Origin of the sequence: Gardnerella sp. DNF00354 (assembly GCF_049262755.1) — a bacterium.
In the GTDB taxonomy this organism is placed as follows: Bacteria; Actinomycetota; Actinomycetes; order Actinomycetales; family Bifidobacteriaceae; genus Bifidobacterium; species Bifidobacterium vaginale.
This window is the reverse complement of the sequence record NZ_CP058402.1, coordinates 704,188-720,530: the sequence shown is the minus strand read 5'-3', so window position 1 is coordinate 720,530 and position 16,343 is coordinate 704,188. Positions and strand designations below refer to the sequence as shown.

Sequence of the window (16,343 nt, the reverse complement as noted above, 5' to 3'; positions counted from 1 at the left end):
TTTTCGGGAAAAACAAAACAACATCTGCAAACTTTTACACCATAATGTAGACTAGAAAGATACTCAAAAATCAACTATTTTAAACACGTTAAGCGCGTACAAATTTTAAGGGAAGTGAATATGTCATCGAAATCGGCGCAGCAAAAGTCTTCGCCTATGTCAAATTATGCACGATTGTTCTCTTTTGAAGGAACACGAGCATTTTGCATATCTGGAGCAATAGCAAGGCTGCCTATTTCGATGATGGGTTTAGGAATCGTTCTTGCACTAAACCACATTTACAACAATTGGACTATTGCAGGCACTATGAGTGCTGCATACGTGCTATCGCAAGCAGCCGTAACGCCATTATATGCAAAGCTTTTTGATAGATTTGGTCAAAGAAAAGTTGGAACACTCGCTCTAAGCGCGCAAGTTGTAGCTATGCTATCTTTTGCTATTGCAACGCTAATACATGTACCTTTGCCAATACTTTTTGTGCTTGCAATCTTAATGGGCGTTACGCAATTTGCGTTCGGCGCGCTTGTTAGAACGCGCTGGGCATACACACTTAAAAGTCAAAGCGACGATACATTACTAAACGTTGCATATGCGCTTGAATCTGGAATTGACGAGATTGTGTTTATTTTCGGACCAATTCTTGCAGCATGGCTTGCCACTAGCGTTCACCCTGTATCTCAACTTTTTGTGCCAGTTTTAGCAAGCGGACTAGGCGGAGCGTGGTTCTTGTCACTTAAAAACACGCAGCCGGCGGTTATTAAAATCGTGCAAGTAGAAAGCGCGCCTAAATACGACGAAGACGTACAAAATGCAATAAGCGAACAAAACGAAGACATACAGAATACGCAAAACGCACAAAACGTACATAAAAGCAACAACGCAACAAAACTTATCGACAGGCTTTCGCTTAAACAACTCAAAAACAAAAATCGTAAGAAGAAGCCTAAAAACGTTCTTCTTTACCGCGGAATCATACCACTTGTTGTTATGTTCCTTGTTTTTAATATGAGTTTTAGCGCTTTTGACGTATCTGTTACTGCAGCAATGCGCGCGCAAGGATTAGACAAATTAATCGGCTTGCAACTTGCGCTGTTTGCATGTGGATCTCTAGTTGGAGCTGTTATTTTTGGTTCGCACAAATTCCGCGGATCTAATTGGTCTCATCTAATCGTGTTTTTAAGCCTTCTTACTATTGGCTTTATTCTTATGAACATTAACTTAGATAGACTTGTGCTTCTAAGCATTTTTGAGCTTTTAAGCGGACTATGCGTTTCGCCAATTTTTGCAACTGGAAATCTTATTGTTAAAGACACGATTCCAGAGCATTCGCTTACCGAAGGATTATCTTGGCTGCCAACGGCATCTGCAATCGGAGCTTCTCTTGGATCAATGGTTGCAGGATTTGCGATTGACGCATGGAGCTCGCATGGCGGAATGATGGTTCCGTGGATTTCTACGCTTGTTGCAATTCCAATCGCGTCAATTGGGTGGATTATTGTAACGCGCAAACGCAGTTAATACGCGAGTATTTAATCCATAGGTATTTGATAAAATCACATTGAAAACTTGATACCCCCCCCCCGGTAGAAAATATGTTTTCCAAAACAAGAAGAACAGCAAGCAATTGCTCAAAATCTTGTTCAAAAACACGAAAACTAACGATTTCCTATTATCAAATATGAGGAGAGGTTTTATGAATGCTAAAATCGCAGCAGCTATATCTTTAGGCGCAAGTTCACTAGCATTATTCGCAATGGCAAATGTGGCAAATGCTGATGTTATAAATCAAAACTCAGACAATGAAAATGTTGAAATTAATGCCAATCATGAGAATCCTAATCCACAGGAAGCTAAAGCAAATGAACTCGCAAGAGAAGCTGAAAAGCTTAATCTAGAGACCAAAACAGAAGTAGACAAAGCTGATGAAGCTGTTAAAAACGCAAATAGCAATCTTGTAAAAGTAAATGAAAAAGTAGAAGAGGCATCCAAAAAAGCATCCGAAGCTACAGAAGCGAAGAAGCAAGCAGAGAAAGATGCAGAAGATGCAAAGCAGCAAGATGCAGATGCTCAAGAAAAAGTAGATGCAGCTCAAAAGAAAGTTGACGAAGCCGAAAAAATTAAAGAAAATGCGCGCTTAGCGGCAAGTAACGCCGAAAATGCAAAGAAGCAAGCAGAAAACACTAAGGCACAAGCTATAGATGCAAAGAAGCAAGCAGAAACACAACTTGAACAAAATCAAAACGAACTACAAAACGCCCAAAAAACGGTAGATGAAGCAAAAACAAATCGAGATGCAGAAAACAAGAATTTAAAAGCAGCTGAAGAAAATCTTGAAAAAGAAAAATCATCTTATGCTTCTCTAGTTGAAAGCGCAAAATCTCTTGAAAATGCAAAGAAGCAAGCAGATAACGATCTTAAAGACAAAGAAACAGAATTAGAAGAAAAACAAGCACAGTTAGAGCAACTTAAAAAGTCTGATTCTGCTTTAAACAATACGGATTTGGAAAAAGTAAAACAAATTGCTGAAGAAAAAGAATCCGTTTATAAGCAAGCTCAAGAAAAAGTAACAAAAATTAAAGAAACGCTTGCTACAAATAACCAGAAAATTGGCAAAACAAGTAAAGAACTAGAATCTAAAGAAGAAGAACTAGAAAAAATCAAAGATTACAAAAAGCTAGTTGAGTCTTACAAAAACTTAGACAATCTTAGAGGAAAAGCAGATGCAGCAGGAAAAGTCTACGATTCTGAAAGCAAAAATGATTCTAATACAGAAAATTCATTAGAGAAAAAGTCTGACTTCTACAAGTTCTTGCAATATGTGATTGACAGTGAAAAAGCTAAGGAAAATAATAAAAACAAAGATCTTATTGCAGACGCTGAGCGCGCTCAGAAAATTCTTAAAGGCGAATCATATGTGATTCCAAGGCAAGAATTCCAAGATGGATTGTATAAAGAAGCACAAACAATAGAAGCTCCAACGTGGTATGAAGATATTGTAAAACCTGGGCTTGGTAGAGTTGGCAGCGCTGACTCTCTGCAAAACATGAAGGAAGCCGCTGAATATTACGATGCTTTAAACGAGTACAGAAAAAACGATAACAACGCGTTGCAAATTGTAAACGTGCGTTTAAGCTTGATTGCCGAAAGCATTGTGCATTCCTTCTACTCGGCTGCTATTAATAATCATGCAGTAAACCATGAAAAGTATGATAACGCTAGTGTTATGGACACTACACCGTACAAAACTGCAGAAAATCTTGCTTGGGGTGATTACGACGGCCATAAAAATGGTCGAATGAAGTATTCAGATAACGATTGCAAAGTTCTAGACGATGGTAAAACTTCATGCTCAAAGCGACTTAAAACGCAAAGCACAGAACCTAAGCCTACAGATAACAAGTCGAATGCTTTAGACGGCTGGTATACGATTGAAAAGAATCGCTATGAAGAGGCTAGAGATAAAGGAATCTTCTATACATTCAAAGGCGATACAAAGATTGAAAACAAGCTTTCTGAAGCTGGCAAGAAATTCCTTAAGGACAATCAATATGATTTTGGAATGAAATTAAGCCAAAAACCAAACACAAGGTTATTCGAAAAAAATGACGAAAATGGCAAGCTAACTAATTTATTTAGTCTTTCCGTAGGTCATTACACTACTTTTGCTAGAAAAGATATAAGCGCTGGCGGTTTCGCAGAAGGCGATTTATTCATTCAAGAAATGCCTAGGATTCCTGGCGGCAAGCAAGAAACCGTTACAAAAAACGAAGATGTTGCTGTGTGGCACGGAAGCGACGAATCTTCGATTAGCATTGCCGAATACAAGAAGCTTCTTAGTAATTATGAGAATAGTCTAAAGCAAGAAAAATCTGCTGGAAGCGCATCTGAAAATACAGATGAAATCGCTAAATTGCAAAAGTTGAATGCTGAAGCAAATAAAGCAAATGCAAATTTGTTTGAAGCTAAGTACAATCTTAGAAAAGTACAATACGATTTGAACTTGCCAGACAAAAAGAGCGCTAAGGGGCTAAAGGAACAAGAATTAGAACGTGTAAAAGCCGAGAAAGAAAAAGCAAATAGTGAAGCTAAAAAATATGGCGACCCTAGCAAAGACTGGGGAAGAAAAGAAAATGCAGCTATTGCAAAAAAGCTTGCTCAGCAATGGCAAACAAAGTACACGCATCTAGATGGAAAGGTTACAACTCTTAGTAGCTCAATCGATGCTGCGAATACTAAGAACTCAGCAAATAAAACTGTCTTGGATGCTTTTACAAGTGCTGCATACGATTTTGACAATGCTAAGAAAGAGTTAAAAGAATCTCAAGAGAAACTAGAAAAGCTCACTATTGAAGCAAATAAATACGAGAACGATTATAAAGATGCAAGCAAAAATGTAGAAGAAGCCAAGAAACAATCTAAGTTAACTGGTGAAGAAAAGCAAGCTAAAATCAGCGAGTTTGAAGAATCCGTAAGGAATCTCGAATCTGCTAAAAAAGCTTTACAAATCAAAGCTAATGATGCTGCTACTAAATTGGCAGAAGCCAACGAGAAGGTCACGAAACAAGATGCAGCTGTTGGTAATGCCACTCAGGTGCTTGATTCTGCTCGTAGCAAAGTTAGCGAAACAGAAAAACAGTTAAATCTTGCAAACAAATCTAAGGAAGAAGCTGAACAGAAAGTTACGCAAGCTCAAAGCCAAGTTAACAAAGCACAGAAGCAAATTGAAGATGCAAGACAACAAATTGATTCTGCTAGCGAAAAAGTTACAGAAGCTCAAAAGCAAATTCAAGATGCTGAACAGCAGGTAGCTACAGCAACCGAAGTTAAGAATCAAGCTGATGCTACTAAGTCTAATACAGCTAAGCTAGTATCTGATGCTGCTGCTAAAGCCGCTCAAGCTAAGCAAAAAGCTGATGAAGCAAAGTCTGCTATTGAACAAGCACAACGCATTACAAAAGAAGCTCAAAGCCAATTTGAATCAGCAAAGCAAAAGGCTGAAAATGTTAAGACGCAAGTTTTGCAAGCGAAGCAAAAAGTTGCTGAATTGCATGAGAAAGTTAAGACGCTTTTGGCTGGAGCTAAAAATAATGTAATTGAAAGGTACAATGCTACTTTTGCTGCTGTAAGTCAAAACTTCGATAATCTCGAGAATACGTTTGTTCTTCGTTTTACAACGCTTGATACAGTGGAACAGTCTCTTAATAAATCTACTAGTACTTTAGATAAGACTTTAAAGGAAGTAAATTCGCTGGTGACTTCAGATAATGAGAATAATGGTGATGGTGGTAATGGTGGTAATGATGGATCTCCAACAGTGCCGCCAGAAAATATTCCAACAGATCCGCCAGCAGATCAGTCGCATGATGCAAGTACAGATTTAACTCCTGCTCCTACCCCATCTGTACCTACCCCATCTGTGCCTACTCCATCTGCTCCTACCCCATCTAAAGAAGTAGAATCAAGCAACGCTAATCAGAATACTGGTTCAACTAGCGCAACGCAAAATAACACTAGCAACAACACGAGTTCTAGCGAATCCTTCGAAAACTACTACAACCAGTATCTTGCAGGATACGCAAACAACTTGTTCGGAAATGAGCAACTCGGATTCCACGCTGCTATTCCAGCTGCACAATCGCAGAGTGCAAACGGCGCTAACGGAGCTAACGGTGCAAATGCTCAAAACGCTCAAAACGCTAATGGCGTTGCAGCAAATAATGTTGCAGGCGCAGCACACGCTAACACTCTTAGCGCAAGCAGCGCTAACCGCATAGCAGCTGCTCTTGCAAGTGGCGCTAAAGCTGCAGTCAAGGATCTTGCTAAGGATCTTGCTAAGGATCTTGCTAAAGCACAAGATGCTGCTAAGGATTCTGCTGCTAAGAGCGAGTCCAAGCAGGATAATGCAAAGAACGATGCAAAGGATTCTGCAAAGAGCGAATCTAAGAGCGAATCAAAGGATGATTCCAAGAGTGAATCTAAGGAAGATTCCAAGAGCGCTCAGGCATCGGGCGGCGCACAAAACGGAGCGCAAAGCGCATCCAACAGCACTACGATTAAGATTGTTGCAGCTATAGCGACTGTTGTTGCTGGAATCGCAGCAATCGGAGGCGGCACTTACTTTGCTCGTCATCGTCGCGCATGACGACCTGCCTGAGCGCTTAGACCGCACTAACGACACGATTTGTTTTCCGCATTTTGTACGTGATTTGGGTCAAATTTGGTACAAAGTGCGGAAGTTTATGTAGTGCGTTTGTACCACGACACACCGTATTTTAGGTACAAACGCACTACATGATTACACCAAGTAAGTGGAATATGCGCGTATTATTTCCGCATTTTGTACGTGATTTAGGTTGATTTTGGTACAAAAAGCGGAAATAATCATCGCGATTGATGCGTGCGTCTGGTGCGGTTTACAAACGGCTCGCCCGAGTATATGTACAAGTCCTCAACAAGATCTTTTACGCGATCCGCATACTTTTCGTGATCTTTTTTAGCCCAGGTAGCATCTCGCCTAAGCCCGTGATAATCGTAGAAACTAACATCGCAAGCCGTATCTGTGTGCAAAAAGTAGCGATTCACTCCGCGGCTACGCAAATGTTGCATTGTGCGCTTCCACAATCCGCCGCCGACTCCGTGCCCGCGAGCGTCTGGAGAAACAATAAAAAGCTCCAACTCTGCTTGCGTTAAGTCGTTAATATGGCTCATCGCCTCTAACTTGCGCTCAATCTGTCCCATGCCAATCGCAGAGTCCAACGCTTTTGCGTGCAAAGAATCGCCTTTGCTAGACATCTTTGCTTCTTGCTCTTCCAGCATCTTCTGAACTTGCTTAAACAGCACTTTATCTCCGTACACGCGCGCAAGCAAAAGTCCCATAAATTTGCCGTTTATTGTTGCAACAGTTCCAAACGTGGAAGGCTCCAAATAGTGCAGCACAAAGCGCCTAGAAAGATTGCGCGAAGCGTCTTCTCCAACAGCATGCGCGATTCCCCATGTGCGCTCGTATTCTTCTACGATTGCGTCAATGTCGTTAATTTTAACTGGACGAAACTCAACCGTCATTTTGTCCTTCTTTTACTTTTACTAACTTTACTTTTACTAACTTAAATCGGCTATGTACTACTTTTAGATTATCAAAAAAGTTGATTTTAAAAAGACGCTTCACTCAAAATTTCGTCGCGCGTTTTACACAATGCGTGAATCTCGCGATTTTCCGCACGCGCCTCACTAACGTAGTAAAGAGTGGCGTCAATGCATCTTAAATCAACGTTTGTAGCGCGCGCAAGCAGCATCCTATACCAGTCGAGCTGCTCAAGTTTTAGGCGAATATCTTCCGCGCTTTTTGGCCGCTTTCCCGTCTTCCAGTCAACGATTGTGTAGAGTTTTGTAGTATCGCTAGCGTCTAATCCTCCTGCAAAAACAGCATCCAAAGTACCGTTGATGATTCTATTTGCAAATTCCGTATTATCGATTTGCATTAAAATCGGCATTTCTGCAGCTAGCGGCACTCGTTTTGCCCAACGCGATTCTATAAGCCGTTGCTTCCATTGATCTAATGCGCAACTTTGCGAATCTGAATCTTTGCAACTTTGATTAAAATCATCTATAACTTTTTGTCTGTTTTCAGGCGTTTTTTCTAACGATATTCCATGTTTTACAATGTTTTTCCACTCGTAGCATTCACAAGATTTGCTCGGTGTTGCTGAGTCTACAAACTGTTGTGCCCAAGCGTGGAATTTTGTGCCTAGGTTTGCATCTATTGAAGGAATGGACGGGATTGGTCTAATGCAAGCCAATAGATTGTTGTAAACGCTTGTTTTTGCATTTTGTGCAATTTTGCTTATTTTTTGCAACGATGTTACGTTTAGTCTTGATCCGCTAGATATTTTATTCACTTTTTCGGCTAATTCTTCTAGCGAATAGTCGCAGTCATTTTGTGATGTTAAGTCCGCGTCTTGTATGAAGATTTTTGCCTTGTAGAGCAACGATTTAGGGTTTGTGTTTATGGATGAATCGTATACGGATTCTAAATCAGAATCGCAGTTTTCTACGAGTTTTGCGGATTCTATTAAGGATTTTTCTATAGTACTACTCAATGTGCAAGGCCATTTAAGTGTTGGCTCTAAACTTGATGAGTCAGGCTGAGGCGCGATTTTGCTAAATTCTGCAGCAAATTCCTGAGCATCGTCTCCAGCTATAAAGCCGAAAACATCCTGATTTGAAACATCCTGATTTAGGCCATTTTGACTTAAATCATATTCTTCATATTCTTCAGATTCTTTCGATTCTGTTTTATTTTCCTCATCTGAATCACAGCGTTGGACTTCGATAGCTCCATTGAGATTTTTAATAGCATTTATTGATTCGTTAAGAAACACTGACGCACTGCGCTTTCTGCCACTTTGAGCGCTATCTCCAGATGTAGCTGAGCCAGTTAAAAGAGCAGCGAACTTTGCGCGCGTAAGAGCAACATACATAAGGTGACGCTCATCCATGTGAAGCTGAATTCCGCGCTCCTCACTTTGCGTAAATGGCATAGAATCAACGTTTTGCTGGGATTTATACGCGTTATACACGCGGCGCGTTTCTTCACTCAAAAAATCGCCACAATCCGAAGAGCCACAATCCACTTCTTTAACAGCCTCCGCAAAATCGCACAAAGCTTTGATTCTATCTGGCTTAATCTCGTCAAAAATCTTTTGCACACTATCTAAACTTTGCATTGCTTTTTCTGGGTGCATTGCCTCCGCGCGCGTGACTGTATGCGGAAAATGCGGCAAAATGTTGGCATCCACGCGCAATGCGCAAGGCACGCTTGCACCAAACTCAATCGGTATGCGAGCGCTAGCCTGCCCATTATCATCAACTTTTAGCGAATCTCCTTGATTACTTGGAAAAGCGCCCTCATTTAGACCAACTACAGCAACAGCAGGCCATTGCAAACCTTTGGATTGGTGAACTGTCATTAGCACGACTTGCGCTGGTTCTGTTTGAGCCGAAGATGAAACAGAGGATCCTGACTGAGAATCAAGATTTTTTGCTGAGTCAATCCAGCTTATTAGTCCGCGCAAACTTACGTCCTGCCACTCGCCCATTTCCTGAATATATGTTTCTACAATTGCATTTAGCGAATCTAACACACTACGCATGTCGTCCAGCATGATTTGGTTGCTAAAATCCTTGTATTTTAAGGCAGACCCCACTGCTGTATCTATGTCTACATTAAGAGCTTGAACAGCGGCTTGCATTACGTTTGTTAGCGAGTTTCTTTGTATGCCTTCTACATTATGTAGGATTTTACTAAGTCTTTTTACTGCATCAAACCCTCCAATGCTAAGTTTTTGCTGCATTTGATTAACCCACTGGTCGTTTTTTGTGGAAAAATCACGCATTATTAGGTCTGCTAAATAAACTCCGCCATAAATATTTATGACTTGCCCAGATATTTCCCCACTATTCGCCTTGTTTCTAAGATTGCGCACGGCAGAATCCCACTGACTTTTAGGAAGATCTGCTTCTAATAATCCTGCCGACGAGTAAATGTTGTAAAGATATTCCGTGTTTGCGCTATTTGCGATTGCAGCTAATGCCCCCAAATCGTCGGTAGATAGCGCAAAACGAGGTGTGGCTAGAAGTCGCATAAGTGAGTTTGAGTCGCTGTGATCTTGCACTACTTTTAGAAGGCTTAACACATCTTTAACTGCTGGCTTTTCGATTAACGATGAGTATCCTACTATGCTTGTTCTTATACCTGCTGATTCTAATTTTTCAGCATATTTTGGCATATTTGCTTTACTTCTAAAAAGAATTGCAAGTTGCGGCTCAAGCGGATTTTCGCCATATTTTTCAACGATTTTCTTAGCAAATCGCACTACTGCGTCGATTTCTTCTGCCTGAGATGGCATAAATAGCGCTGCAATCGTGCCATTTGACGCATCCTCTTTTGGCTTTAAAGTTTCTACTTGCACTTCGCGATCGTCAATGCTGCTAAATCTACGACTTGCGTTTTGCGTTGAATTATCGCCATTTTCTCCGCGCATCGGCTCAGTTAGTGCGTTTGCAACTTTTAGTATAAAAAGCGAGTTTCTGCGTGTAACAGTTAGCGAATATTTGTTTTGTTCGTTTATATTAAAGTCTTGTTCAAATTTGCAGAAAGCTCCTGTAGACGCTCCTCTAAACGAGTAGATTGCTTGGAATGGGTCTCCTACTGCCATAACGTGTGTACGCTTTGACGCCGCAAAATCGCCATCATTATCGCCACCATTCTCCGCATCATTCTCCGTATGAAACAGCGTATTTATAAGCATTGCTTGCGTTGTAGAAGTATCTTGGTATTCGTCTAAAAGAACTTGAGAATATTGATTCCTGTATTGCGCACAAATCGAAGGAAAATGTGTTACTAAATAGTAGGCTGCGATTGTAAAATCGCTAAATTGTGCCATGTTTACGCGCTTTTTTTCAGCGTCAAATTGCAAAACAAGATCTAACAGTATGTCTCTTTTTACACATGAGTTGTATAGGTTCACGCAGAGTTGCAAGCATGAATCATCCCAATATTTTTCGTATTTTTTACACGCTTGTTTAAATTTTTCTGAAGATGTTTTTGTAACGTCTTCCGCACTCATTCCAGCAGTTTTTTTGACTTTTTTGTATTTTGGTATTGCTGGTGATTTAGCAGGTAATGGCGATTCGACTCTCTTGTTTCCTATGACATTTTTTAAGTGTTCTGCAAACTCGTTATTCCACTCTCGTATTTTTTGTACTACTTGAGGCACACTGGAACAAGTGTTTCCTTGCGCATCTACACCTATCATTGAGCATGATATTTCAGCACAAAGTTTCATAACATCTGAACATAACGTGTCAAAATCATATAATTTGTTTAAATTTTTATTGTGATTTTGTGGATTATCTAAATATTTTCCGATTATACTTTTTATGATTTCCATCGCGCCAGCATCGCTTAATGGCATGGTGTTTTGGTTGAATCCAACCAAAAGCCCGTATCTTCTTACGATTGATTGAAAGAACGCGTCGTACGTCATAACTTCTGGCTTTAAGAATGACTTTGCGCCATTTGCACCGCTTGCACTCACCTCTGCAGAAACGCGACTTAGCAATTCCGCAGCCGCCTTATTTGTAAAGGTTAATCCCAATATGGATTCTGGCGGAACTTTGCTTTTAATTAAATGTATTACGCGGCGAGTCATAGTGTATGTTTTGCCGCTGCCAGCTCCAGCAACTATTAGAACGTCCTGATTAATCGGCGCTTCTATAACGTTTTTTTGCTCTAAACTTGGAGCACTATTAGGCGTGGATTTTACGGCGTTAACGTTGTTATTATTCATTTTTACCTTCAATCATTTCGTAAACCGTGTCCACTTTTTCCGCACACGCAGGGCAAACATCTAAACATCTGCAATGATTTTTATGGTCTGCTTTTGGCTCAACAACAAAACTGGTTGACTTAACAGCAGAAGCAGCAAAGAATACTCGAGATATCATCATAAGAGACCATTTTGTTCTCATAGGCAGGTTTACAAAATCCGACCACGCATTCCGGCTCACACCGTCCGCAGGATTTTGCGCATCAATATCTGGAAGCTCGTAAAGACGATTATCATCCGCATACCTGTATCGACTTATCAGTCCTTTAGTGCTCAACGCGCCATCTTCGTCAAACAACGAAGGCTGACAAATGTTTTCTGCAACACCATTATCTTGCGCAGGAGAATCTTTGTATACAACGTGAAACAGCGCACTTCGCGCGATTTTTGTATGCTTAAATTTAAGCAATTGTTTAACGTCTTCAACGTTTTCGTTACAAAACACAATCCCAAGCTGATAGCAGATAAGTTGTAAATCGTTAAACACCTGCTGCGTTTTAGGAACTTTTCCTGTTTTATAGTCGATTAAGCGAATTTGTTCCGTATTGTCATTTAACTTTCTAATTTCCATGCGGTCAATTCGACCCTGAATCCTCACTCGCAAATCGCTAGACGCGCCATTTTGCCATCCGCCTACTAAGAATCCCATTATTGAATAAAGATCTTCCAAGCTTGTTTTTGTTTTAGACGCACGATTATAGGCGTTTAAAATATCGTCGAATCCAAAAGTGGCATTTATATTGCACTCGCAATAGGCATGTTCAAGATTCCCCAAATCGACGTCTGCAATTGTAGGTTTTGCAGACTTCGACTTTTCTAACGCTGGTAAAATATCAGTAACCACACCGTCTTCATCTTTTTTCGCCATAATCGGGTAGTTTGATCCAGTTAAAGAACCTACAAAATATTGAGCAATCGTATAAAGCGCTCGTCGAACATTTAAATCATTTTTTATAAAACGATATCGGTCTTTTACGTCTGAAATATTGGAATCGCTTGGGCAAATCGAATAATAATGCTCAATCATAGTGTTTGCAACATCTTCAATAGCCTTTTTTTGTAAGGCGCTTATAGATTCAAACGAAAAATCAAAGTCAGGCAATTCGCTAACTTTGTCATTTTTAATCGCAGCAAACTCTTGCAATTGTGGATATTTTTCGCGTAAATACTCGTTGTCTAAATGCTCATCTTGACTTGCCCATCTAGCAGTTTCATGAATAAGCGTGCCGAATTGTGCTGCCGTTCCTCCACGTGTAGGACCTGCAAATTTTCGCTCTAAAAGACAACAGACTGGACATGACCAAAGACTATCCACCATTGATGGAGATAGTGTGACTAAGTTTGATTTTGATTCGTTTTCAATAGATTTCTCTTCGGTCTTAGAACCGTAATTTTTACGAATAAAATCCCAATTTTCTGGATTTGCCGAATCCACTCCATTATTTTTCAAAAGATTCAACGCTGTTAAAGCATCTTTAACAGTAGGATTTCCGTCTAAGTTGTGACTATTTTCTGACTCATATATTGCACGCGCTACTTGTGTTCGCGCCGAAGCAACAAGCCCTCTAGGATCCGCATCCATTACAGCAAAATCTTCACAGAAATCAGTGTATTCACTACTTCCATCCGCATTACGCCAATATATTTCTGGCAAATAGTAGTAGAGAAAATCAGAAGGAACACAATCATCACTATTAACCGCGCTTACAAATAGATGACGGTTGGCGCGCGTAATCGCCATTAAAAAGCTTCGCTGCTCTCCAGTAAAAATCGCTTGTCTATCGTTTACGCAAATTCCAGTAGGATTAGCATATTCATCTAATAATGATGAATTTTTAGAATTATTAGATTTAAAGTTTGCTGAACCGAAAATCCTATTATTTAACACCATGTTTACTAGAGTTTCTGACCCAAACATTGTGCTTCGAGCCGCAGTATTTGGCCAGACTCGCTGCTGTACGGCTGGAATCCACACATAATCCCAGCGAGAACCAACCGAGCCAGACGGAGTTGTGAGCGTTACAGAATCAGGAACAGGAGCAACACTGGCAAGAGAATCAGCTTCAATTTCCATTTGACGAACTTGATCAATAAACTGTGTGATTGTTGGTGCCGCTGCAGAATAGTCGCCAGCAACCGACGAATTGTAATAATCCGCACGCGAATCTATGTAATTAAACGAATTAGCATACTCAAATAATCGCATAGCAGCATCTAGTCTATCGTTTGCAAGACGACCTTCATCGTTGTTTTTAAGCGCTTGAATCTGCCACTTTTTAGCGCAATTACAAAGATTCCACGCCTGCCCAAGTATGTAACTAGCCTCGTTTGTTTCACTATTTTGAATTTTTGCTAAATCTTGTTTTAAAATCTTAGACAGTTTAGACGTGATTTTAAAAACGCGCATTAAAGTACGAAGATGAACACTGTTTGGGCGCATTTTTTGCAAAACAGAAAAAATTTCTGTAGTTTGATCAGATTGAGTTTGGTTAGCTGGTGACTTATCTAATAAATCAGAATCGCAGGAATCAACACTAAAATCATCACAATCCATTGATTTATCAATAGCACAACTATCAATAAGCGCTTTAATTATCAGAAGGTAGCAGGAATCAACACTAAATCGCGTGGAATTAGGGTTTGGATTTGAATCAAAAATACGATTGTCGAAGCTAAAATTAGCATCCAAACCATCATTCTTATAATCAGTCTTATTTAAAAGCTGATTTTGCAGTAAATCCCACTGTCTTATAAGAACGCTAAGAGGGGAATTTTCCTTAGATTTAACCATGTCACTAAGAGAGACAATGGAACGCATAAGCGCTTCTACAGCACTTAAATCAGCACAATTATAATTATCTGAATCTATCAGAGGACTATCCATTATGGTTTTTATGCGACTTTTCACAAAACGCGCAATCGAAGAAATAGTGCGAGTTCCTAAAGATACGTCTTTAGCTAAATTATCCACGCTATTTTGGCTAAATTGCGCCAATTCAATAAGCGCAAACAGTGCTTTTATAAACGGCTCTTCCCTGAGAGCGCGAGTAACGGACGAGTATCGCACAGGAACACCATCTTTGCGAAGTCGCTCGCCGAAAGCACGAACAGTAGCATTATCGTGAGCAATCACAGCCATATTTTTCCACGGGATTTTGTGATCTAAGTGAGCGCGTTTTATTTGCCAAATAACACAATCCATTTCTTCGCGCGCAGTACGATACAAGTCGCCAGAAACCGAAGAATTTCCTGTTTCTTGCGAATTTGATTCGATTTTTTCTATAGGAAAAGCACCTTTAACATTTGCCATCTTCCAAGCCCTGCGGGCGATAGGCGTTGGCGTTGGCATAAGCGAAGGGATTGAAAGCGAAACCCTGGATGAAAAAAGACTCAGTGGAATTGAGCGACTATTTTGTTTTAGCAAATCTGAAGTATTTGAAGAATCTACATAGTCATTGGGATCATTGGGATCATTGTAAGACTCAGCTACACCGTCAATCCTGTAGTCACAAATTTTAAGTACCGCTGCTTGCATAATACCATGCTGAGCAGCTTCAACCACATAATCTGGGTATGATCCACGGAAGGATTGCACAGATTCGTCTGGGTTTGCCGTTAAAACAATACGAACGCCCAAACTAGATAGAGACTCAAGAAATGCAAGTCCAGCAAGTGTTACATCATGAAAATCATCTACTACCAAAAGACGTGGAAGTGAACATTTAAGCGCAAATAATTCTTTAGAAAAATCTTTTGAAGAGTCAGCTGAATAGTCGCAAGCAACCGAAGATTCTTCTGTATTATCATCATATAAACTCTTAAAAATCTCATTCAAAATTTGAACACCGTTAGCCAAAAGTTTAGAAGAATCTAATCTAAAAGCATTTGGATATTTTTTCCGCACACAATCCGCATACTGACTACGAAGTGCAAAAGCCAAATTCCATTGCACACGCAAACGATTAGCAATGCTAGAAGATTGCAAATCCGCCTGCAAAGTTGCAAGCAAATCGGAACTAGAGCCAGATTGCAAATGCGACTGAAAATTAAGGCTATTTAATATTTGCAACTCTGCAGATTCGCTCACAATACCCATTTCGTCTAACCGAGCGAGCATATCGCGAAGTTGATGAATGAAAGCACTATTTATTGGCAAATCCTGAGTATTTTGAGCATTATAAGAATTATGCGCATTATGTGCATTCCGATAATCTATAGAGTCGAACGAATCCATAAGATTATCACTGTTTTGCAACTGCGATATTACGTAAATCCAAGAATCATGTGATTTATAATCACCATCTTGCAAAGATTTAGAATACTCTCCAGAAAAATAATCGTTAAAAAGCGAGCAGATTTTGCAATCACCGCTATCGCCTTGCAAAACATGATTAACATGCATTCGCACTATTTCGCGAAGAATCGCATCTTGTTCAGCGCCGTTAAGCAATTTAGGAGAGGGCATTCCAAAAAGCTTATTTCGTGCGGAAATCAGGCTGAATGCAAAAGCGGAAAGAGTGCCAACTGGACGAGACTGGTATGAAACACCAAGATTGCTTATTACGTAGTTAGACATGCGTGCGGCAGTTGCACGATTCTGGGCTGCGGCGATAGCAAAATCAGTGCGAATCGCATGTTTGAGTAAAAGCTGTACGGCTTCATCGTATTTAGAGTCCTGCGTATTCTTCCAATTAGCTCGCAAACCGCATAGAAGAGCGTTTAGAGCGAAACTTGACTTTCCAGAATTTGGAGCGCCAAACACCAACAAAACATTGGTGTGGCGTTCGCTGGCGTTTTTAAGACTGCCATCAAGCAACGATTGAACAGCATCTAGCGCAGAATCTTCCGTACACATAAACACAATTCTATCAACTGGCTTGCGTTTGTATGTAACCTCGTAGTGCGATTGTACCAAAAAATGCCCAAATTAGATACAATCGCACTACATAAGTAGCG

General features: G+C 40.2%; 5 protein-coding genes. 2 read left to right on the top strand and 3 right to left on the bottom strand.

The annotated features are described in order from the left end of the window. Nucleotides 1-120: 120 nt before the first annotated feature. A complete protein-coding gene (locus tag HXT24_RS02855; protein ID WP_422119581.1) occupies nt 121-1,518 on the top strand; it encodes an MFS transporter in 1,398 nt (465 codons plus the stop codon). Between the two features lie 175 nt (nt 1,519-1,693). Continuing rightward, nucleotides 1,694-6,142: a Tat pathway signal sequence domain protein gene (locus tag HXT24_RS02850; protein ID WP_422119580.1), complete on the top strand. Its 4,449-nt coding sequence runs from the start codon at nt 1,694-1,696 to the stop codon at nt 6,140-6,142. A gap of 239 nt (nt 6,143-6,381) precedes the next feature. On the opposite strand, the gene HXT24_RS02845 is transcribed toward HXT24_RS02850, so the two are convergent. From HXT24_RS02845 to HXT24_RS02835, 3 genes are all read right to left on the bottom strand, one after another. Continuing rightward, nucleotides 6,382-7,062 carry a GNAT family N-acetyltransferase gene (locus HXT24_RS02845; protein WP_422119579.1) on the bottom strand — a complete coding sequence of 227 codons (681 nt, stop codon included), beginning with the start codon at nt 7,060-7,062 and terminating at the stop codon, nt 6,382-6,384. An 86-nt stretch (nt 7,063-7,148) separates the two neighbouring features. Beyond that, nucleotides 7,149-11,348, bottom strand: coding sequence for a UvrD-helicase domain-containing protein (locus HXT24_RS02840; protein ID WP_422119578.1), 4,200 nt, complete (start codon nt 11,346-11,348; stop codon nt 7,149-7,151). Then, the gene (locus HXT24_RS02835) at nt 11,341-16,242 is read right to left on the bottom strand and encodes a PD-(D/E)XK nuclease family protein (RefSeq protein WP_422119577.1); all 4,902 of its coding nucleotides are present in this window, start codon (nt 16,240-16,242) and stop codon (nt 11,341-11,343) included. The genes HXT24_RS02840 and HXT24_RS02835 overlap by 8 nt, the downstream gene beginning before the upstream one ends. Between the last annotated feature and the right edge of the window lie 101 nt (nt 16,243-16,343).